The sequence below is a fragment of the Pseudomonas sp. Irchel s3b5 genome (genome assembly GCF_900187435.1).
Classification (GTDB): Bacteria; Pseudomonadota; Gammaproteobacteria; order Pseudomonadales; family Pseudomonadaceae; genus Aquipseudomonas.
Genome location: NZ_FYDY01000030.1, coordinates 1 through 21,332 on the forward strand (window position 1 = coordinate 1; position 21,332 = coordinate 21,332).

At 59.2% G+C, this 21,332-nt stretch carries 18 protein-coding genes and 1 pseudogene; 9 read left to right on the forward strand and 10 right to left on the reverse strand.

Annotated elements, in window-relative coordinates; translation table 11 throughout:
* Positions 1-170: 170 nt before the first annotated feature.
* Entirely contained in the window at positions 171-1,496 is a 1,326-nt protein-coding gene (locus CKW15_RS23425) for a sigma-54 dependent transcriptional regulator (RefSeq protein ID WP_095056093.1), read from the reverse strand.
* 345 nt (positions 1,497-1,841) lie between these two features.
* On the opposite strand from CKW15_RS23425, the gene CKW15_RS23430 reads away from it, so the two are divergent.
* The 3 genes from CKW15_RS23430 (at position 1,842) to nhaB (ending at position 5,252) form a co-directional block, all read left to right on the forward strand.
* Positions 1,842-2,108, forward strand: a complete 267-nt coding sequence (locus CKW15_RS23430) for a hypothetical protein (protein ID WP_095056092.1) — start codon at positions 1,842-1,844, stop codon at positions 2,106-2,108.
* Between the two features lie 274 nt (positions 2,109-2,382).
* The gene (locus CKW15_RS23435; protein ID WP_095152735.1) at positions 2,383-3,672 is read left to right on the forward strand and encodes a hypothetical protein; all 1,290 of its coding nucleotides are present in this window, start codon (positions 2,383-2,385) and stop codon (positions 3,670-3,672) included.
* Between the two features lie 77 nt (positions 3,673-3,749).
* A complete protein-coding gene (gene nhaB, locus CKW15_RS23440; RefSeq protein ID WP_095056090.1) occupies positions 3,750-5,252 on the forward strand; it encodes a sodium/proton antiporter NhaB in 1,503 nt (500 codons plus the stop codon).
* Positions 5,253-5,417: 165 nt separating this feature from the next.
* On the opposite strand, the gene zwf is transcribed toward nhaB, so the two are convergent.
* On the reverse strand, positions 5,418-6,941 hold the full coding sequence (gene zwf, locus CKW15_RS23445; RefSeq protein ID WP_095056089.1) for a glucose-6-phosphate dehydrogenase: 1,524 nt from the start codon (positions 6,939-6,941) through the stop codon (positions 5,418-5,420).
* On the reverse strand, positions 6,938-7,918 hold the full coding sequence (gene gnd / locus CKW15_RS23450; RefSeq protein WP_095056088.1) for a phosphogluconate dehydrogenase (NAD(+)-dependent, decarboxylating): 981 nt from the start codon (positions 7,916-7,918) through the stop codon (positions 6,938-6,940). The genes zwf and gnd overlap by 4 nt, the downstream gene beginning before the upstream one ends.
* Before the next feature lie 272 nt (positions 7,919-8,190).
* Here gnd and CKW15_RS23455 point away from each other — a divergent pair, with 272 nt between their 5' ends.
* Both CKW15_RS23455 and CKW15_RS23460 read left to right on the forward strand, forming a co-directional pair.
* Positions 8,191-8,373, forward strand: a complete 183-nt coding sequence (locus tag CKW15_RS23455) for a DUF6026 family protein (protein ID WP_095056087.1) — start codon at positions 8,191-8,193, stop codon at positions 8,371-8,373.
* Between the two features lie 201 nt (positions 8,374-8,574).
* Positions 8,575-10,311, forward strand: coding sequence for a phosphoethanolamine transferase CptA (locus CKW15_RS23460; protein ID WP_095056086.1), 1,737 nt, complete (start codon positions 8,575-8,577; stop codon positions 10,309-10,311).
* 170 nt (positions 10,312-10,481) lie between these two features.
* On the opposite strand, the gene CKW15_RS23465 is transcribed toward CKW15_RS23460, so the two are convergent.
* The 3 genes and pseudogenes from CKW15_RS23465 to zapE all read right to left on the reverse strand — a co-directional run bounded on the left by CKW15_RS23465 (position 10,482) and on the right by zapE (position 12,372).
* Positions 10,482-10,973 (reverse strand): GNAT family N-acetyltransferase, encoded by a 492-nt coding sequence (locus CKW15_RS23465; protein WP_095056085.1) that lies wholly within the window; start codon positions 10,971-10,973, stop codon positions 10,482-10,484.
* Between the two features lie 118 nt (positions 10,974-11,091).
* Positions 11,092-11,190 (reverse strand): annotated as a pseudogene (locus tag CKW15_RS28400) (damage-inducible protein DinB); the annotation flags it as partial.
* A 63-nt stretch (positions 11,191-11,253) separates the two neighbouring features.
* The gene (gene zapE, locus CKW15_RS23470; RefSeq protein WP_095152752.1) at positions 11,254-12,372 is read right to left on the reverse strand and encodes a cell division protein ZapE; all 1,119 of its coding nucleotides are present in this window, start codon (positions 12,370-12,372) and stop codon (positions 11,254-11,256) included.
* A gap of 189 nt (positions 12,373-12,561) precedes the next feature.
* Here zapE and CKW15_RS23475 point away from each other — a divergent pair, with 189 nt between their 5' ends.
* Complete coding sequence (locus CKW15_RS23475; RefSeq protein WP_095056084.1) at positions 12,562-13,614, forward strand: aldo/keto reductase; 1,053 nt, start codon at positions 12,562-12,564, stop codon at positions 13,612-13,614.
* A gap of 114 nt (positions 13,615-13,728) precedes the next feature.
* Here CKW15_RS23475 and speB read toward each other — a convergent pair whose 3' ends face one another.
* Together speB and CKW15_RS23485 are read right to left on the reverse strand one after the other, a co-directional pair.
* Positions 13,729-14,688: an agmatinase gene (speB, locus tag CKW15_RS23480; protein ID WP_095056083.1), complete on the reverse strand. Its 960-nt coding sequence runs from the start codon at positions 14,686-14,688 to the stop codon at positions 13,729-13,731.
* A 9-nt stretch (positions 14,689-14,697) separates the two neighbouring features.
* Entirely contained in the window at positions 14,698-15,792 is a 1,095-nt protein-coding gene (locus CKW15_RS23485) for a polyamine ABC transporter substrate-binding protein (RefSeq protein WP_095152736.1), read from the reverse strand.
* Between the two features lie 102 nt (positions 15,793-15,894).
* Here CKW15_RS23485 and CKW15_RS23490 point away from each other — a divergent pair, with 102 nt between their 5' ends.
* The 3 genes from CKW15_RS23490 to CKW15_RS23500 all read left to right on the forward strand — a co-directional run bounded on the left by CKW15_RS23490 (position 15,895) and on the right by CKW15_RS23500 (position 19,208).
* Entirely contained in the window at positions 15,895-16,788 is an 894-nt protein-coding gene (locus tag CKW15_RS23490) for a LysR family transcriptional regulator (RefSeq protein WP_095056081.1), read from the forward strand.
* A gap of 158 nt (positions 16,789-16,946) precedes the next feature.
* Positions 16,947-18,053 (forward strand): enoyl-CoA hydratase/isomerase family protein, encoded by a 1,107-nt coding sequence (locus tag CKW15_RS23495; protein ID WP_095056080.1) that lies wholly within the window; start codon positions 16,947-16,949, stop codon positions 18,051-18,053.
* 3 nt (positions 18,054-18,056) lie between these two features.
* Complete coding sequence (locus CKW15_RS23500) at positions 18,057-19,208, forward strand: acyl-CoA dehydrogenase family protein (protein WP_095056079.1); 1,152 nt, start codon at positions 18,057-18,059, stop codon at positions 19,206-19,208.
* A 123-nt stretch (positions 19,209-19,331) separates the two neighbouring features.
* Here the strand turns inward: CKW15_RS23500 and CKW15_RS23505 are convergent, their stop codons facing one another.
* Together CKW15_RS23505 and CKW15_RS23510 are read right to left on the reverse strand one after the other, a co-directional pair.
* Positions 19,332-20,105: an enoyl-CoA hydratase gene (locus tag CKW15_RS23505; RefSeq protein WP_095056078.1), complete on the reverse strand. Its 774-nt coding sequence runs from the start codon at positions 20,103-20,105 to the stop codon at positions 19,332-19,334.
* 13 nt (positions 20,106-20,118) lie between these two features.
* Positions 20,119-21,246 carry an acyl-CoA dehydrogenase gene (locus tag CKW15_RS23510; RefSeq protein ID WP_095056077.1) on the reverse strand — a complete coding sequence of 376 codons (1,128 nt, stop codon included), beginning with the start codon at positions 21,244-21,246 and terminating at the stop codon, positions 20,119-20,121.
* Between the last annotated feature and the right edge of the window lie 86 nt (positions 21,247-21,332).

Genomic DNA, 21,332 nt, shown 5'->3' on the forward strand with positions numbered 1-21,332 from the left:
AGTTGAAAAGGTCGCCGAGGTCGAGCAGGTCTTGTTGAACAGACATAAAAAATCCGATGCCAGAGGTCTGGCATCGGATTTTCTAGGAAGCCCTGCGCGAGCTCAAATGCTTAAGTGAACAGCATTACGCCTGTTTGGCGGGTTTTTTATGCTGATGTCAGCAAGATGGCTCAACGTATCTGGTGCTTGTGCAACAACCGGTAAAAGGTAGGTCTGGATATCCCGAGTACCCTGGCGGCGATGCTCAAATTATCGCTGTGACGGTTAAGTACGTCGCACAAGGCCTGGCGCTCTGCCCGGTGTTTATAGTCTTCCAGCGTGGCAATCGGCGTGGCGACTGCCTGATGACTGATCAAGCCCAGGTCTCGCGCTTCGATCTGCCGGCCTTCAGCCAGTACCAACCCGCGACGCACCCGGTTGGCCAACTCGCGAACATTGCCTGGCCAGTCCTGCTTGCTCATGGCAAGCAACGCGTCTTCACTGAAGCTGCGCGGGCGGCGCCCGGTTTCATGGCTGTAAAAATGGGAAAAATGGTTGGCCAGCATCAGCAGATCGCCATTGCGTTCACGCAGGGGCGCGGTCACGACCTGCAACACGTTCAAGCGATAATAAAGATCTTCACGAAAGCGTTTCTTCTCGATCGCGGCCTCCAGATCAACATGGGTCGCGGCCAGCACTCGCACATCCACAGGAATCGGCTGACTGCCGCCCACCCGCTCGATGTGTTTTTCCTGGAGGAAGCGCAGCAGGTTGGCTTGCAGCTCCAGCGGCAGGTCACCGATCTCATCAAGAAACAGCGTTCCGCCATGTGCGGCTTCGATCCGTCCGATCTTGCGCTGGTGCGCGCCAGTAAAAGCGCCTTTTTCATGGCCAAACAGTTCGGACTGAATCAGGTGTTCGGGGATCGCACCGCAGTTGATCGCGACAAACGGTTTGTCGCGGCGCTGGGACTGGCGGTGCAACGTCCTCGCCACGAGCTCTTTACCGGTGCCGCTTTCACCCCGAATCAACACCGGAGACTCGGTGGGCGCCAGTTTGCTCAGCAGCTTGCGCAGTTCACGGATCGGTTTGCTGTCACCCAGCAGCTCGTGCTCGGGCTGATCAATATGAACCGTACCCTGCCCTCGCAGCCGCGCCATGCCAAAGGCCCGGCCCAAAGTGACCTGAACCCGGGAGACGTCAAATGGCAAGGTATGAAAATCGAAAAACCACTCGCACACAAAATCGCCGACATTTTGCAGTCGCAAGACTTCCTGGTTCAGTACGGCGATCCACTCAGTGCCACTGCGACTGATCAATTCTTTGACGGCATCTGGCCGGTCGAGGTGTAAGGGTTGCAAACGCAGCAATCCAACGTCGCAAGTTCGGTCGACGGCGTTTTCCAGCGTACAGCTGTCAACATCCCACCCCACTGACCGTAATCCCGGTAACAGGCGATGACAGTCGTCGCAGGGGTCCACTACCAACAAACGTCGTAAAGCTGGCACGTCATTCATGACTGTTCCTTGGCGCCAAATTTATGAAAATTTAATAAAAAACAGTCATTTGGCGGACCTGGCTGTAACATTAGCAAGAATTTGACGGAGCCTTGTACCGTTTGACTATAAGACTATTACTTAAGTAGTTATAAGAAACACAGAATCACCGAGTTCCCTAACGCGCCTTTTCTTTCGCTAAGCTTTCAATCTCAAGCACAATCTTGAGTTATGAAAGAAAGTTGAAATTTCTTTTGATTGTGTGTGACCCAACCCCCTGTTGCGGGCATCAGTACAAGTAACCAGCCGAACGGTCAGCCCAACCGACGGCACATCACTTGATTGGGCATACAGAGAGAAGACCCTATGAACGCCCCGCTCCGTATCAACGAAGCTCTTTTGATTGCCGACCGCGCATTTAAACCTTTCAAGTGCGTGGCCTGGGCGCCACAGGACGGTAACGGTGAACTCACGCTGACCGTTATCGACCGCACCAGCACCAGCATCGGCCGCAAGCAGATCCCGAGCAGCGCCTATACCGACCCTGCGCAACTGGAGCACTTGCTGGAACAGGCCCGCGCCGAATTAAGCGAAGAAGGTTACACGCTGCAGTCCTGGTCAATGCCGCACTAACCTTTTTGCGGATTACTCTAGAGTAATCCGCGCCCCCTTTCGCTAACTGGCTGATTTTTTAGCTGTTTGTACTTATCTGATTGAACTTTCGTAAACCGGCATTCTTTGCAGGCTTGCCATTGGTTCGCAAAGTCATTGTTGTGGCACATTACGACCCTCCGCCTGTTAGTGCCGACAGTTGTGCATCCCGTCATTCAGGGATTGAATGTTTTCCGTACAAAGTCCGACCCCTCCAAACTTTCGGAGCCAGGACGACTCGCAAGGAGATGCGTGCATGTCAATCCAGTCCGCTCTTGCCCTGCCCACCCCACTCCAGAACGCAGGACAACTCGATCCAGCCTTTGCCGGCAACGGCAAAACCCAAGTGTATTTCGCCGGTAGCCTTTGCAGCATGGCCCATGGGGTCGCGATTGATGCGCAAGGCCGTTTGCTGGTAGCAGCGAAGGTCGGAATGTCGGACGGCAGCCATTTCGGACTTGCCCGGTTGCTCAAGGATGGCTCGGCGGACCTTTCGTTCGGCATACAAGGCAGTGTCATCGGGCAATTCGAGGCGGGCTACGAAGCCATGGGCGCCAAGGTTCATGTACTGCGTGACGGAAACATCCTGCTGGCCGGCCTGCACTACGAAAACGCCCATCGCACGCTTCCGGCCCTGGCATTGATTGATCAACAGGGGCGCCTGGTACAGCCATTCGGTGATAACGGGCGCCGCGTTGTGCGTTTGCCGGGCGGTCTTTCCCTGGGCATGCGCGATACCTGGCTGCCTCCCGGTGTGCCTGGCGCAGAAACTTGTGACGTCGCCGTGCAAGAAGACGGTCGAATCCTGCTGTTGGCCAATCATCACTTCGAAATGGCCGATCACGTCGGCCTGCTGATACGACTCGACATCGAAGGCTCGCTGGACAGTTCATTCAATGGACATGGTTTCGTCATTGTCCGGCACTTGCTGATGAATACCTGGCTCAGCAGTTTACGGGTGCAACGCGACGGACGAATCCTGGTCGGCGGTTCAATCAACTTTCCCCACGAAGGCCTGCTGGCCCGTTATCACGCAGACGGTCGTCTGGATGAAAGCTTTTCCCTGGATGGCTTTATGGCTTTCAAGGCGCAAGACTACAGCGCGCAAGTCAGTCAGGTGGTACAGCAGGATAACGGCGACATCCTTTGCTTTGGCAGCAGTCGCGAGCCGATGCACTGCCTCACGTTTAAAGTTCACAGCAGCGGTCGCCCTGACAACCATTGCAACGCTGGCCAACCCCAACGCCTGGAAATCGGCCATAGCGGCTGCCAATGGACATGCGCCCAGGCCCAACCGGATGGCTCCGTGTTGACCGCGGGCGCAACGATTGCCGGCATAGAGGCCGATTTCCTCCTCGCTCGATACCTGCCCGACGGCTTGCTCGATGCAGACTTTGGCGATGGCAACGGTTGGACACGCACCCGCCTCGGTCGTAGCCTGGACACAGCCACGGCGATCGCGGCGCAAGCCGATGGAAACATCGTGGTGGCCGGCTATTCTCTCGATGGCAACTATAAAGCCGTCGTCACACGCTTCCTGGGATAAACACAGCCACTGCGCCTGCGCTTGATCTTCTGTCTCGCTTGCGGCAACTTGCGCGCTTCTTAAACAAGGAGCAACCGATGTCCGGTTCGATGGCCCAGGCGTTCGCGCACAACTTTCTCGGGAACTCACCCCGCTGGTACAAGGCCTGCATTGTCGGCTTCCTGATCCTCAACGCCCTGGTCCTGTGGACCGTCGGCCCGGTCGCGGCCGGATGGCTGCTGGTACTGGAGTTCATTTTCACCCTGGCCATGGCGCTCAAGTGCTATCCGTTGATGCCCGGCGGACTGTTGCTGATTGAAGCCTTGCTGCTGAAGATGACAACGCCCCAGGCCCTGTATGACGAACTGCTGCACAACTTTCCGGTGATCCTGCTGCTGATGTTCATGGTGGCCGGCATTTATTTCATGAAAGACCTGCTGCTGTATCTGTTTTCGCGCCTGCTGCTCGGGGTTCGCTCCAAGACGTTGCTGGCGCTGATGTTCTGCTTCTTGTCGGCATTCCTGTCGGCGTTTCTCGATGCCTTGACCGTGACGGCCGTGATCATCAGCGCAGGCGTGGGGTTTTACTCGGTCTATCACCGGGTCGCCTCCGGCAACGACCCACGCCAGGACAGCGAATACAGTGACGATCAGCAACTCCCCACGCTGCATCATGGTGACCTCGAACAGTTCCGGGCTTTCCTGCGCAGCCTGCTGATGCATGGCGCCGTGGGCACCGCGCTGGGCGGCGTGTGTACTTTGGTGGGCGAACCCCAGAACCTGTTGATCGGCCATGAAATGGGCTGGCACTTCGGGGAGTTCTTTTCCAAGGTCGCACCGGTTTCCCTGCCGGTGTTGGTGGCAGGCCTGGTGACGTGCGTCCTGCTGGAGAAGCTTCGCTGGTTCGGCTATGGCACATTGCTGCCGGACAACGTGCGCAGCGTGCTGGGCAGCTATGCGGCCGAAGACAACGCCGAACGCACCACTCGCCAGCGCGCAGCGTTGATTGTGCAAGGTCTGGCGGCGCTGCTGCTGATTGTCTGCCTGGCGTTTCACCTCGCGGAAGTGGGCCTGATCGGTTTGATGGTGATTGTGCTGATTACCGCGTTCACCGGCATCACCGACGAGCACCGCCTGGGCACCGCGTTCAAGGACGCCATGCCGTTCACCGCCTTGTTGGTGGTGTTCTTTGCCGTGGTAGCGGTGATCCACGATCAGCAGTTGTTCACGCCATTGATCCAGTGGGTACTGGCACTGCCGGCAGATCAGCAACCGGGCATGCTGTTTATTGCCAACGGTTTGCTGTCGGCCATCAGCGATAATGTGTTCGTGGCGACCATCTACATCACTGAAGTGAAACGCGCGTTCCTGGCGGGCGAGATGACCCGCGAGCATTTCGAGACATTGGCCATCGCCATCAACACCGGTACCAACCTGCCGAGCGTGGCGACACCCAATGGCCAGGCGGCGTTTCTGTTTTTGCTGACTTCGGCGATTGCACCGCTGGTGCGTCTGTCGTACGGGCGGATGGTGTGGATGGCCCTGCCGTACACCGTGGTGATGGGTACGTTGGGCTGGTATGCGGTGAGTTACTGGTTGTAATCCCCGCCCCTCATGCGTCCAACTTTGTGGCGAGGGGGCTTGCCCCCGCTCGCCTGCGCAGCAGGCGCATAACCTTCGCGTTCGGTGTGATTTTGGGGCCACTTCGTGGCCCAACGGGGGCAAGCCCCCTCGCCACAATGGCTCGCTCCAACAGGGGGATACGTGTTATCCGAGGCGATGCCAGACGCGTCCGTCGCGGGTCAGCAATTCGTCACCGGCCTGTGGGCCGTTCTCCCCGGCGGCATAGCTCTGCACACTGGCGTCCTGTTGCCAGGCATCAAGGAATGGCTGCACCGCTCGCCAGCCATTCTCGATATTGTCGGCACGCTGGAACAAGGTCTGATCGCCGGTGAGGCAATCGTAGATCAAGGTTTCGTAACCGGTAGACGGCTGCATCTCGAAGAAATCTTTATAGGCAAACCCCAGCTCGATGTTGTCCATCTTCAGCGCCTGGCCCGGCCGCTTGGCCAGCAGGTCGAACCACATGCCTTCGTTCGGCTGGATCTGAATACGCAGGTAGGTTGGTTGCAGCTCATCGACCTCGGTGTCGCGGAACTGCGCATACGGCGCCGGTTTGAAACAGATGACGATCTCGGTGTCGCGCACGCTCATACGTTTACCCGTACGAAGGTAAAACGGCACGCCGACCCAGCGCCAGTTATCGATCATGACCTTGAGGGCTACATAGGTTTCGGTATTGCTGTCGGGCGCCACGTTGTTTTCCTCGCGATAGCCCGGCAATGATTTGCCGTCGAGTTCACCGGCCGTGTATTGCCCACGTACTGAGTTGGCCTTGGCCTCCTCGACCGACCAGGGACGAATCGCACCCACCACCTTGGCTTTCTCGCCGCGCACCGCGTCGGCACCGAAAGCGGCTGGCGGCTCCATGGCCACCATCGCCAGCAACTGAAACAGGTGATTGGGCACCATGTCCCGCAACGCGCCGGTGTGTTCGTAAAAACTGCCACGGGTTTCCACACCGACGGTTTCGGAGGCGGTGATCTGCACGTGGTCGATGTAGTGGTTATTCCAGAACGCTTCGAAGAGGCTGTTGGAAAACCGGCTGACCAGAATGTTCTGCACGGTTTCCTTGCCCAGATAGTGGTCGATTCGGTAGATCTGTTTTTCCGTCATCACCTTGAGCAGGCAAGCGTTCAAGGCTTCAGCCGTATGCAAATCGGAGCCGAACGGTTTTTCGACCACCACCCTTCTGAACGCTTCCGGGGTTTCTTCCAGCAAACCGGCGCTGCCCAGGCGGCGCACCACTTCACTGAAGAAACGCGGCGCGGTGGCCAGGTAGAACACCGCATTGCCGGTTCCGCTGTCGGCGATTTTCGCCGCCAGCGCTTGATAGGTGCTGTCGTCCAGGAAATCGCCCTGAACGTAGCTGATGCCTTTGGCAAGTTTGGCCCACACCACCGGATCAAGGGCTTGATCGCCCTTGCCGGTCTTGGTGGCCACTTCATTGCGAATGAAATCTTCGAGTTTTTTCGCGAAGCCTTCGTCGCTGATGGCGTTGTGGTCAACGCCGATGATCCGCAGTCCATCCCCCAGTAAACCGTCACGACTCAGGTTATACAGCGCCGGCATCAGCAGGCGCTTGACCAGATCACCATGGGCACCGAACAGGAACAGTGTGGTCGCCGGAGCGGGTTCAGGCCTGGATTTTCTGCGGACCGGATGGGTCATTTTTTCGGGGTCTCCACATGGCCGCCGAAGCCGAAGCGCTGGGCCGAAAGCACTTTGTCGCCAAAGCTGCCTTGGCCACGGGAACGGTAGCGCGAGAACAGCGAGTTCGACAGTACCGGCACCGGAACCGCTTGCTCCATCGCCGCTTCGATGGTCCATTGACCTTCACCGCTGTCAGCCACGGAGCCAGAAAAACCGTCGAGCTTCGAATCACTGGCCAGGGCGTCAGCCGTCAGGTCGAGCAACCACGACGACACCACGCTGCCACGACGCCAGACTTCGGCGATGTCGGCGACGTTCAGGTCGAAGCGCTGGTCTTCCGGCAACTTTTCGCTGTTTTTGGTCTTGAGGATGTCGAAACCTTCGGCGAAGGCCTGCATCATTCCGTATTCGATGCCGTTGTGGATCATCTTCACGAAATGCCCGGCGCCCGCAGGACCTGCGTGGATGTAGCCACGCTCGGCGCGATCGTCATCGGACTTGCGGTCCTTGGTTCGCGGAATGTCGCCCATGCCCGGGGCCAGGGTGTCGAACAGCGGGTCCAGACGATTGACCGTGTCGGCGTCGCCGCCAATCATCATGCAGTAACCGCGCTCCAGGCCCCAGACGCCGCCGGACGTACCGACGTCGATGTAGTGCAGGCCTTTTTCCGCCAGGGTTTTCGCCCGGCGAATGTCGTCTTTATAGAACGTGTTGCCGCCATCGATGATGGTGTCGCCGGCTTCAAGCAAGGTGCTCAGGGTGTCGATGGTCTCTTCGGTCGGCGCGCCGGCCGGCAGCATGACCCAAATCGCTCGCGGCTTGGTCAGGCCGGCCACCAGGGCCGGCAAGTCGGCCACACCGGTTGCGCCCTCGGCGGCCAGGGTTTCGATGAAGGCGGTATTGCGGTCGTAAACAACGGTCGTGTGTCCGTTGAGCATCAGGCGCCGCGCAATATTGCCGCCCATGCGGCCCAGTCCAATAATCCCGAGTTGCATGTGCTGATGCTCCCTACTACAAATAAATGTGTGTCAAAGGTATAGCCCAACGCGACTAATGAAGCTTAGTCCAGAGCGTCGGGATGAAGTTTCCGGGCATTGTGCCCGATCCAGACTGATAACGTCGGGAATCAAGCCCAAGACACAACGACATTTGAAAATAAAAAAGTTCCCTTCAGGGGAAAAAGAAATCAAAATTGGCGCCGATAGTAGTTCTGCCGCTCAAATCGAGGCGGTTCTACAGTTGAGATACGCCATTTGCGAGGTGAGCAATGGGCACAGTACATACCGCACTGCCAGCACAAACCCTTTACGTCACAATCCGTCGTGATGAACTGCGCCAGTTGAAAGACGAACGCGATCAATTGAAGCAAGAGCTGGCGCAACTGCGACTGGTGCTGCAAGACACTCAAAATCCATCCGCAGTCGTCACTCAACGCGCCCCGCACGCCTGATCACCCCCGATTGATCTGGTAGCAGCCGACGCTGCTTTCCCCCTGCCTCTGAGCTGCCATTCAAAGCAGCTCACACAATTTTCACATTTGCTTTCCGATACTTACCTGTTTATGGCTGTTCGTTGCTCGGATGGTCACCGTTTCGTCGTCAGTGATATTTAACGTCCGGCGATGGAAGTGTTTTCTCGGCTGGAGCGCTGAATGACTTTGTTTAAACGCAGCAAGACGACTGCGAAAGGTTTCGACTGGGCCGGGTTACTCTGGTTGTTCGTATTCTTCTGGTACTTCTCCGGAATCACCCAGCTACTGATCCAACTGACAGGCACTTCCGGTTTCACGGGGTTCCGCCAGGCGTTCGTGATGAGCGCCATCTGGCTGGCGCCGATGCTACTGTTCCCCAATAAAACCCGTGTCATGGCCGCCGTGATCGGGGTCGTGCTGTGGGCCTGCTCGATGGCCAGCCTGGGTTATTTCTTCATCTATCAGCAGGAATTCTCCCAGAGCGTGATCTTCATCATGTTCGAGTCGAACGTGTCTGAAGCCGGCGAATACATGACCCAGTACTTTGCCTGGTGGATGGTGTTCGCGTTCCTCGCCCACACCGCATTCGCCTGGTTCCTGTGGACGCGCTTGCGCCCGGTGTACTTGCCACGCGGCAAGGCCTTGTTGGCTGCGACGGCCATTGTAGTCGCGGTGGTCGGCTACCCACTGGTCAAGCAAACCCTGCGCACAGGCAGTCTCGCTGAAGGTTTCGAGAAATTCGAAACCCGCATCGAGCCGGCCGTGCCTTGGCAGATGGCCGTGGCGTATCACCGTTACCTCGACACCCTGGCCAACATGCAGGACATGCTCGACAGCGCCAGCAAGATCCCGCCCCTGCACAACCTCAAGGATGCGATGGCCAACCAGCCCGCGACCCTGGTGCTGGTGATCGGCGAATCCACCAACCGCCAGCGCATGAGCCTGTATGGCTATCCGCGTCAAACCACGCCGGAACTGGACAAGCTCAAGGATCAACTGGACGTTTTCGACAATGTCATCACGCCGCGTCCGTACACCATTGAAGCGCTGCAGCAGGTTCTGACCTTTGCCGACGAGGAAAAGCCAGACCTCTACCTGTCGACGCCGTCGCTGGTCAGCATGATGAAACAGGCCGGGTACAAGACCTTCTGGATCACCAACCAGCAGACCATGACCAAGCGCAACACCATGCTCACGACGTTCTCCGAGCAGGCCGACGAGCAGGTGTACCTGAACAACAACCGCAACCAGAACGCCGCCCAGTACGATGGCGACGTGATCGAGCCCTTCAACAAGGCCCTGGCCGATGCCGCGCCGCGCAAGCTGATTGTTGTGCACCTGCTTGGCACGCACATGAGCTACCAGTACCGCTACCCTTCGTCCTTCGACAAGTTCAAGGACCGCAATGGCGTGCCGGCCGGTGTACGTGACGACCAGGTGCCGACGTACAACAGCTACGACAATGCCGTGCTGTACAACGACTTCGTGGTGTCCAGCCTGATCAAGGACTACGCCAAGACTGATCCGAACGGCTTCCTGCTGTACCTCTCGGACCACGGTGAAGACGTATTCGATTCCGCAGGCCACAGCACCCTCGGGCGCAACGAGAGCAAGCCGACAGCGCCGATGTACACCATTCCGTTCATGACCTGGGCCTCGCCAAAATGGCGTGAGAACCACAATTGGAACGTCGCCGGTGATGTGTCGCGCCCTTACAGCAGCTCGCACCTGATTCATACCTGGGCCGACCTTGCAGGCCTGAGCTTCGATGAGCTCGATCGCAGCAAGAGTCTGGTCAGCGACAGCTTCAAGGCGCGACCGTTGCTGATCGGCAACCCTTATGAACGCCAGCAGCGGGCCTTGATCGACTTCAGCCTGATCAAGCCTAAAGTCGCGCCAGCGGTGGTTCAGCAGTAATCCTTTCAGGGGCCGGTTCCGGCCCCTTTTTCATACTGGCTTTGCGGCCATCAGCGTTTGTTCCCATCTCATGTAATCGGCGGATATGACTGTAAGCTACAGGCCGAAATAAAACCGGGGACTTGTGTCCATCGCGAGCAAGCTCGCTCCTACAGGCGCCAGACGCTAATTCAGAGCGCCTTGGTCCAGAACAGCATCCGGCCATGGGCCGGGTCGAACATGCCCGCGGCAAAACCGGCTTTTTCGTAAGCCGCTTGCGCCACGGCATTGCCTTCCAGCACCTCCAGGGTGAGCTTGCAGCAACCGCGCTGACGGGCGATTTCCTCGACCTTTTGCAACATGCGCTGACTCAAGCCCAACCCGCGAAACTTATTCACCACCGCCACATCGTGCACATTCACCAATGGCCGGCAGGCAAAGGTCGAGAAACCCTCGAAGCAATTGACCAACCCGGCCGGTTCGCCACCGACAAACGCCAACACACTGAAGGCATGGGGACGTCGAGCAAGCTCTGCTGGTAATTGCTCCAGCACATTGGCAGGCAGGGATTGGCCGCCGCCCATCGGGTCCTCGGCGTAGTGGTTCAATACCAGACCAATCGCTTCGGCATGCACCGGGTTGGTGTAGCTGGCCTGAAGAACAAGAATTTCTGCGAAATCCATTTCCATCCTCGATCACACATAAAGTAGCCCCCGCCGCGTATGTCGCGCCGAGGTGCCGGGCGACCATAGCGCGAGCGCTGTGCTGCCGACAATCAGTTGTGCTGAAAATAATTGACGCTCAAACGCCCCAGATCAGCGTTTCGGTCCAACCCAACTCGGCAAAGTCCTCGGCCCGCCGGTGCGACTCACCGGCACAGAAAAACTCGTCGTGTTGCGGATTTTCGCGGGCGATGGTCAGCAAATGGTGCGACAGCGGTTGATTCATCTTCCCTCCTTCTGATCACGCTTCGGCGAACCGTTGCAGTTGCATCTCCTGCAGCCGACTCAGGGTGCGACGGAACGGAAACTCCAGATACCCGTCGGTGTAAAGCGAGGCCATCGGCACCTGAGCTTCCAGGTACAACGGCACCTTGCGGTCATAGCATTCGTCCACCAGAGCAATGAAGCGTCGCACACCGTCGTCATGCACCGACAATTGCGGCAACTCGCGATCCCCCGCCTCTACCCGCTCGACGCCGTCCTCAGTGCCACGGGCAATGCGTCCTGCGCGCTTTTGTGCACTCAGGTTGGGGACGTCGCTCAACAGGACTGCGCTGTAGGTGTCACACAGGGCCATGAAATCCATGGCGGCGAAAGGCTGCTCGCAAAGATCGGAGTAACGGGTCCAGAGCACGCTCGGGCTGGCCTTGATCACATTGAGAGAACGATAACCGACCTTGATCGGGTCGCTGGACACCGATTGGCCGATGGTCAGTGCGGCGAACACCTCATCCAGCGCGCAATCCTGCCCGGGCTCCGCCACCCAGTATCGTTGCGAACCGACGCCAGGGTGCAGCCGGTGGTCTTCCCCGCCGTCCACGGCGATCACCTGCATGTGCTGCTTGATTGCGGTGATTGCGGGCATGAACCGGTCGCGGTTGAAACCGTCGGCGTACAGTTGATCCGGCGGCAGGTTCGAGGTACAGACCACGACCACACCCTGCTCGAACATGACCTGAAACAGACGCCCGAGAATGATTGCGTCGCCGATGTCATTGACGAACAACTCGTCGAAACACAGCACGCGCACCTCCTCGCTCAACTCCCGGGCCAGTGCCTTGAGCGGGTCGGCGGTGCCGGTCAACTGGAATGAACGCTGGTGCACCCACCCCATGAAATGGTGAAAGTGCTGGCGCCGCGCCGGGACCCGCAAGCTTTGGTAGAACTGGTCCATCAGCCAGGTCTTGCCCCGCCCGACCGGCCCCCACAAGTAAACACCCGTGATCGGCGAGTGACCGGCATGCAAGGCTTCGTGGCATTTCTGCAATGCCCAGACGGCATGTTCCTGAGCCTCGTCCTGGACGAAGCCCTTCTGTTCGATGGCCTGCTGCCAGGCACTGAGGGGAGAGTCGATAGTCATGCGCGGCAGTATGCCATTGCGAAACACCCAAAAGGCAAGACAGGCCCTGTGCCTCCCTCGCCACTGGCTTAGTTTTTATCACTGACAACGCCAATGGTCGGGAGCATCTTGACGGTGAATATTACCGGCATCATATTTAATTCATGTCACCGGCATCTAAATTAAGTCCCATCCTTCTGGAGCCATCCCATGCATTACAAAGTGTTCGGCCGTAAAACAGGATTGCGCGTTTCCGAACTGGCGCTGGGCGCCGGTAACTTCGGCACTGGTTGGGGCCACGGCGCCGAGCGCGACGAAGCCAAACGCATTTTTGATGGTTACCGGGAGGCTGGCGGTAACTTCATCGACACTGCCAACGGCTATCAAGGCGGACAATCGGAAGCCATGCTCAGCGAGTTCATCGTGGCGGATCGGGATAGCCTGGTGATCGCCACCAAATACACCCTCGGGACGACACCGGCAGCGGGTATTTCCCACACCGGCAATAATCGAAAGAACATGGTTCGCGCCGTCGAAGAGAGCCTCAAGCGCCTGAAGACAGACCACATCGATCTGTTCTGGGCGCACATGAGTGACGGCGTAACACCGATGGAAGAGATCCTGCGCGGCTTCGACGATCTGGTACGCGCGGGCAAGATTCATTACGCCGGTTTGTCGAACTTCCCGGCCTGGCGCATCGCACGCGCCGATCTGCTGGCCGAGGTTCGCGGCTTCGCGCCGATTGCCGCCATCCAGGTTGAATACAGCCTCGCCGAACGCACCGCCGAACGCGAGCAATTGCCGATGGCCGAAGCCCTGGGCCTGGCCGCTACGCTGTGGTCGCCACTGGGCGGTGGTTTCCTCACCGGTAAATACCGCAACAGTGAAGGCGATAACCGTGCGACCAAACTCGGCATGCTGATTCATGCCGAAAAAGGAACCCGCGAAACCGCCCTGCTCGACACCTTGCTGGGCGTCGCCGCCGAACTGGATGTCAGCCCGACCCACGTGGCCATCGCCTGGCTGCGGGAAAAGGCCAAGCGTTCGACAACGGCCCTGATTCCAATTCTCGGCTCCCGCACCCGCGAGCAACTCGACGCGACGTTAGGTGCGCTGGACGTGCAGTTGAGTGCTGAACAAGTAGTGCGGCTGGATGCGGTCAGCGACGTGGCTAAAGGCGTGCCGCATGAATCCATCGCCGGTTCGGTGGCGCGATTCAGTGGTGAGGCCATTCTGGATTTGCCTATGATTCCAGTAGCCTGACACCCTTCAAAACTGTAGGAGCGAGCTTGCTCGCGATGAGGTTCTGCCAATCAACAGAGAGGTTGAATGCACGACCGTGATCGCGAGCAAGCTCGCTCCTACAGGGTTTATCGCTTACTGATCGACCTTGTGTTTTGCCGCATACAAACACAGCATTTCCATCGCTAGCGTCGCCGCTGCCAGTGACGTGATTTCTGCGTTGTCATACGCCGGCGCCACTTCCACCACGTCCATGCCGACCAGATTGATCCCGCGCAGGCCACCGAGGATGTCCAGCGCCTGCGCCGTGCTCAAGCCGCCACACACCGGCGTTCCGGTACCGGGGGCGAAGGCCGGGTCGAGGCAGTCGATGTCGAATGTCAGGTACACCGGGTTGTCACCCACCCGCGCCCGAATCGCCTCGACAATCGCATCGACGCCACGACGATGCACTTGACGCGCATCCAGCACCTGAAAGCCCTGATGATCATCGTTGGTGGTGCGCAAACCGATCTGCACCGAGCGCGATGGATCAACCAGCCCTTCCTTGGCCGCATGCCAGAACATGGTGCCGTGATCGATGCGCTTGCCGTCCTCGTCCGGCCAGGTGTCGCTGTGGGCATCAAAGTGAATCAACGACAACGCCCCGTGCTTGCGCGCATGCGCCTTGAGCAGCGGATAAGTGATGAAGTGATCGCCACCAAAGGTCAGCATCGCGCTGCCGGCATTGAGGATGTGCTCGGCGTGGGCCTCGATACTTTCCGGGACCGATTGCGGCGAGCCGTAGTCAAAGTCGCAATCGCCAAAGTCGACCACCGCCAGATGATCGAACGGGTCAAACGTCCACGGCCAGTGGCGCTCCCAGGCAATCGCAGTAGACGCGGCGCGAATGCCACGAGGCCCGAAACGCGCGCCGGGGCGGTTGCTGGTGGCAGTGTCGAACGGCACACCGCTGACTGCCACATCGACACCCCGCAAGTCGCGGCTGTAGCGACGACGCATGAAACTGGTGATGCCGGCGTAAGTGCTTTCGGCAGCCGTGCCGTAGAGGCTGTCGCGGGTGATGGCTTGATCGTTCTGCACAGGGACGTCCATTGAAAATCCTTACTGTTGACGGCTACGGAAGGTGGTCCACAAGCGAGTGCGCTGACGCATGTCCTTGAGGCTCATGCTGCGGTCGGCGTACAACCGGTCACGCACGTCGGCGGGTGGGTAAATGTCCGGGTCGGTGCGCACCGCCTCATCCACCAACGGCGTGGCCGCCTGGTTGGCGGTGGCAAAGAACAACGTATTGGTCAGCGCCGCGACGGACTCGGGGCGCAACATGAACTCGATGAACTGGCGCGCGGCCTCGGGGTGCGGCGCATCTTTTGGGATCGCCAGGTTGTCCTGCCAGACGATGGTGCCTTCCTTGGGAATCCGGTAGGCGATCTCGTACGGTTTGTTGGCCTTGCGTGCCTGATCGGCGGCCATGCTGGCGTCGCCGTTGTAGGTCAATGCCAGGCAAAGACTGCCGTTGGCCAGATCATTGATCTGCCGGCCGCTGGCGACGTACAGCACCGAAGGCTGCAACTGATGCAACAACGTCTGGGCAGCGTCGAGATCGTTTTTGTCGGTGCTGTAGGGATCCTTGCCCAAGTAGTGCAGCGCCAGGCCGATGACCTCTTGCGGTGAATCAATGACCGCGATCCCGCAGTCCTTCAGCTTGCTGGCGTATTCCGGTTTGAACAGCAGATCCAGGCTATTGAGCGGCACGTCCGGCAGGCGTTTGCGCACCTCATCGACATTCATCCCAAGTCCCAGGGTGCCCCATGTATAGGGCACGCCGTATTTGTTGCCGGGATCGACCGCCGCCATCTTTTCCAGCAGATCGGGATCGAGATTGGCGTAGCCCTTCAGGCCTTCGTGGGGAATCGCTTTCAGCGCGCCCGCTGCCAGGCCACGGGCCAGAACGCTGGAGGACGGCACCACCACGTCATAACCGCTGCCGCCGGTCAGCAGTTTGGTTTCCAGTACCTCCGGCGCATCGAACGTGTCGTAACGCACGTGAATGCCGGTCTCCTGTTCGAAACGCTGCAAGGTTTCAGGGGCGACGTAATCCGCCCAGCTGTAAAGGTTCACAACCTTGTCCTCGGCCTGGACCGAAGCAGCAACGGCAAGCAACAGCGCGGGCAAACACAGCTTGAACATGGGAGCCATGACGAACACCTGACCAGAAGGAAGTGGTGGCAGGATGCGTCGTCCGATACATTGGTAAAATACCAAGTTTGTTAACCTGACTTTATGCAGGAGTAATGTGTGATGCTCGGCCAACTCCACGATCTGGACCTCCAATTGCTGCGCCTGTTTGTCCGCGTGGTGGAGTGCGGTGGATTCAGCGCCGCCCAGGGTGAGCTGGGCCTGAGCCAATCGAGCATCAGCCAGCAAATGGCCAAGCTGGAGACGCGCCTCGGCTATCGCCTGTGCAGCCGAGGCAAAAGCGGATTTCAGGTCACCGCCAAGGGCGAACAATTGCTCAGCGCCACGCGCGGGTTGTTCGAATCCATCGAAGCGTTCCGTCATCAATCCAACGGCGTGGCCGGGCGCTTGATTGGCGAAGTGCGCCTGGGCTTGTCCGAAGCGCTTGATCAATCGGTGCTGCAACGGGTCGCCGAGGCGATCCGGCGCTTTCGTGAACGGGACGAGTCGGTGCGCATCGAGTTGATCAGCGCGATGCCCGGGGAAATGGAACGCCTGCTGTTGCAACAACGGCTGGACCTCGCCATCGGCTACTTCTCGCAGGTGCAAAACGCGTTCGACTACCGCGAACTGTTCATCGAAACCCAGCACCTCTATTGCGCGCCCGGCCACCCGTTGTTTACCAATGAAGCGCCGGACGACCAGGCGTTGCAGGCCAGCGACCGGGTCGATCACCCCTACCGCTTCCTGCGCAGTGACGAACCGTTCCAGGGCAAGCTGTGCTCGGCGCGCTCGGAACAGGTCGAAGGCACCCTCGCCTTCATTCTTTCCGGCAAGCACGTGGGTTACTTGCCCAGCCACTTCGCCCGCCAATGGGAGGACAAAGGGTTGCTCAGGGCCGTGCGGCGCAGTGACATGAGCTTCGATGTGGCGTTCCATCTGGCCCGCCATCGGGCGCAAGTGCCGGGGGATGCGCAGAAGGCGTTCGAAGAGGATCTGCTGGCGGCGTTTGCCTGATCAGACCTTGGTGTACGCTGAATCAACGCCCGTAATCACCATGCAAAAATGCACAGAGAACCTGCACTTATCCGGGTTGTACAAGGCAAATTTGCACTGCTACGATCCGACATCGCTCGCGCGCGAGCATAAAAAACAACAAAAGCAGGGAGTTAGTGATGACTGCTCAGGTTTCTTCACCGGGGACTCAGTCCATGGATGCCACGCAAAATGAAGTGCTGGCCGAAGTTCGCAACCACATTGGTCACCTGACCCTCAACCGCCCCACCGGCCTCAATGCCCTGACCCTCGACATGGTGCGCAACCTGCACCGGCAACTCGACGCCTGGGCCCAGGACTCGCAGGTGCATGCAGTGGTGCTGCGCGGTGCCGGTGAAAAAGCCTTTTGCGCCGGTGGCGACATCCGCTCGCTGTACGACAGCTTCAAAAGCGGCGATACCCTGCACGAAGATTTCTTCGTCGAGGAATACGCCCTCGACCTCGCGATCCACCATTACCGCAAACCCGTGCTGGCCTTGATGGACGGTTTTGTCCTCGGCGGCGGCATGGGCCTGGTGCAAGGCGCGGATCTGCGCGTAGTCACCGAAAAAAGTCGCCTGGCGATGCCGGAAGTCGGCATCGGCTACTTCCCGGACGTCGGCGGCAGTTACTTCCTGCCGCGCATCCCCGGTGAACTGGGGATTTACCTGGGCGTCAGCGGTGTACAAATCCGCGCGGCCGATGCGCTGTATTGCGGCCTGGCCGACTGGTATCTGGACAGCGCCAAACTGAGCACGCTGGACGAGAAACTCGATAAGCTGGAATGGCACGACACGCCGCTCAAGGACCTGCAGAGCCTGCTGGCGAAACTCGCCGTCCAGCAATTGCCGGATGCCCCGCTCAGTGCATTGCGCCCGGCCATCGACCACTTCTTCGCCCTGCCCGATGTGCCGAGTATTGTGGAGCAATTACGCCAGGTGACGGTTGCCGACACCCATGAGTGGGCGGTCACCACCGCCGACCTGCTGGAAACCCGTTCACCCCTGGCCATGGGCGTCACCCTGGAAATGCTCCGCCGCGGACGCGAGCTGCCCCTTGAACAGTGCTTCGCCCTTGAGCTGCATCTGGACCGCCAATGGTTTGAACGCGGCGACTTGATCGAAGGCGTACGCGCCTTGCTGATCGACAAAGACAAGAATCCGCGCTGGAACCCACCGACCCTTGCGGCACTGGACGCCGAGCACGTGGCGAGTTTCTTCAGCGGGTTTGACCGGAGCGGGAGCTGAACCATGCACGATATCGAATTGAGCGAAGAGCAAGTCATGATCCGCGACATGGCCCGGGACTTTGCCCGTGGCGAAATCGCCCCCCACGCCCAAGCCTGGGAAAAGGCCGGCTGGATCGACGACGCGCTGGTGGCGAAGATGGGCGAACTGGGCTTGCTGGGCATGGTGGTGCCCGAGGAATGGGGTGGCACTTATGTCGACTACGTTGCCTACGCCCTGGCGGTGGAAGAGATTTCCGCAGGCGACGGCGCGACGGGCGCGTTCATGAGCATCCACAACTCTGTCGGCTGCGGGCCGGTGATGAACTACGGCAGCGAAGAACAGAAACAGACCTGGCTGGCCGATCTGGCCAGCGGCAAGGTCATCGGCTGCTTCTGCCTGACCGAACCCCAGGCTGGGTCCGAAGCGCACAACCTGCGCACCCGCGCCGAACTGCGCGACGGCCAGTGGGTGATCAATGGCGCCAAACAGTTCGTCAGCAACGGCAAGCGGGCAAAACTGGCGATTGTGTTTGCCGTCACCGATCCGGATTTGGGCAAGCGCGGTATCTCGGCCTTTCTCGTGCCGACCGACACGGCCGGTTTTATCGTCGACCGTACCGAACACAAGATGGGCATCCGCGCTTCCGACACCTGCGCCGTCACCCTGAACAACTGCACCATTCCCGAGGCCAACCTGCTTGGCGAGCGCGGTAAAGGTCTGGCGATTGCGCTGTCCAATCTTGAAGGCGGACGCATCGGCATCGCGGCGCAAGCGTTGGGCATCGCACGTGCGGCGTTCGAAGCAGCGCTCGCCTACTCTCGCGACCGTGTGCAGTTTGGCAAACCGATCAATGAACACCAGAGCATCGCCAACCTGCTGGCCGACATGCACATGCAGTTGAACGCTGCGCGGTTGATGATCTTGCACGCGGCACGGTTGCGCACGGCCGGCAAGCCTTGCCTGTCAGAAGCGTCACAAGCCAAGCTGTTCGCGTCGGAAATGGCTGAAAAGGTCTGCTCGTCCGCGATTCAGATTCATGGCGGATACGGTTATCTGGAAGACTATCCGGTGGAGAAGTACTACCGGGATGCGCGGATCACGCAGATCTATGAAGGGTCGAGCGAGATTCAACGGATGGTGATTGCCCGCGAACTGAAGAACTATTTGGTGTGAAGCTCTAAAAGCATCGCTGGCAAGCCAGCTCCTACAGTGGATTCGGTCGTACGCACATGTTGTGTATACCCGAAAACCTGTAGGAGCTGGCTTGCCAGCGATAGCGTCAGCAGCTACGCCACATTACTGACCGACGAACTCCGCCTCGCGCTTGGCAATAAACGCCGCCATCCCTTCCTTCTGATCCTGCGTCGCAAACGCCGCATGGAACACCCGACGCTCGAAGCGCACACCCTCGGACAGGCTCACTTCGAATGCACGGTTGACGCTTTCCTTGACCATCATCGCAATCGGCAACGACTTCTTGGCGATCAACGCTGCGACTTTCAGCGCTTCGTCCAACAGTTCATCACTCGGCACGATCCGCGCGACGATACCGCAACGTTCCGCTTCCACCGCATCGATCAAGCGCCCGCTCAGGCACATTTCCATGGCCTTGGCCTTGCCCACGGCGCGGGTCAGGCGCTGGGTGCCGCCCATGCCCGGCAGCACGCCGAGGTTGATTTCCGGCTGGCCGAATTTGGCGTTATCGCCGGCCAGAATGAAATCGCACATCAGCGCCAGCTCACAGCCACCGCCCAACGCGAAACCGTTGACCGCCGCGATGATCGGTTTGCGGCGGTTGGCCACGCGATCGCTGTCGCTGAACAGGTCATCGAGGTAGATCTGCGGGTAGGTCAGCTCGGCCATTTCCTTGATGTCGGCACCGGCGGCGAAGGCCTTTTTCGAGCCTGTCAGCACAATGCAACCGATGTTCGAATCGGCTTCCAGGCCATCGAGGGCATGGTTCAGTTCGCCGATGATCTGCGCGTTCAACGCGTTCAGGGCTTGCGGACGGTTGAGCGTGATCAGGCCGACGCGGCCGTGGGTTTCCAGCAAAATCGTTTCGTAGTTCACAAGGGACTCCTTCTTATAAGTTGCGCGAAATGACCATGCGCTGAATATCGCTGGTGCCTTCGTAAATCTGGCAGACCCGCACGTCGCGGTAGATCCGCTCCAGCGGGAAGTCGTTCAGGTAACCGTAGCCGCCGAGGGTTTGCAGCGCCGAAGAGCATACCTTCTCGGCCATTTCCGAGGCGAACAGTTTGGCCATAGACGCTTCGACCAGCGCCGGTTTGCCGCTGTCTCTCAAGGCTGCGGCGTAATGCACCATTTGCCGCGCAACGGCAATCTGGGTGGCCATGTCGGCCAGGCGGAACGCTACAGCCTGATGCTCGATGATCGGTTTGCCGAAGCTTTCGCGCTCACGGGCATAGTCGCGAGCCGCTTCAAACGCGGCGCGGGCCATGCCTACCGATTGCGAAGCGATGCCGACTCGACCGCCTTCGAGGTTGGCCAAAGCAATCTTGTAGCCTTCACCCTCCTCGCCCAAACGGTTGGCCACCGGGACTTTTACGTCTTCGAAAAGGATCTGGCAGGTGTCGGAGGCGTGTTGACCGAGTTTGTCTTCGACCCGCGCAACTTTGTAGCCCGGCGAATCGGTCGGCACGATGAACGCGCTGATCCCGCGTTTGCCGGCGCTCGGGTCGGTCACCGCAAACACGATCACCACCCCGGCGTTCTGCCCGGAGGTGATGAACTGCTTGCAGCCGTTGAGCACGTAGTGGTCGCCGTTCAGTTTGGCCCGGGTTTTCAAACCACTGGCATCGGAACCGGCCTGGGGTTCGGTCAGGGCGAATGCGCCGAGCATCACACCGCTAGCCAGCGGCTTGAGGAAGCGTTCTTTCTGGTAGTCGTTGCCGTAGTGCAGGATCGGCACGCAACCCACCGAGTTGTGCACGCTCATGATGGTCGAGCAGGCACCGTCGCCCGCAGCGATTTCTTCCAGGGCCATGGCGTAGGCCAGGTACCCGGTGTCGCAACCGCCCCACTGTTCCGGCACCAGCATGCCGAAGAAACCCAGCGCGGCCATTTCACCGATGGCTTCCTTGGGGAATCGATGCTCACGGTCCCACTCGGCAGCGAACGGTTTCAGGCGTTCCTGGGCAAAGTCCCGGGCCGCGTCGCGAATCTGCTGTTGTTCGTCATTGGGAATCATGACTATTCCTTAACATTATATTGGACTCTGTAGGAGCGAGCATGCTCGCGATGGACGTCAACGATGATGAGGGAAGCCTGATTCCC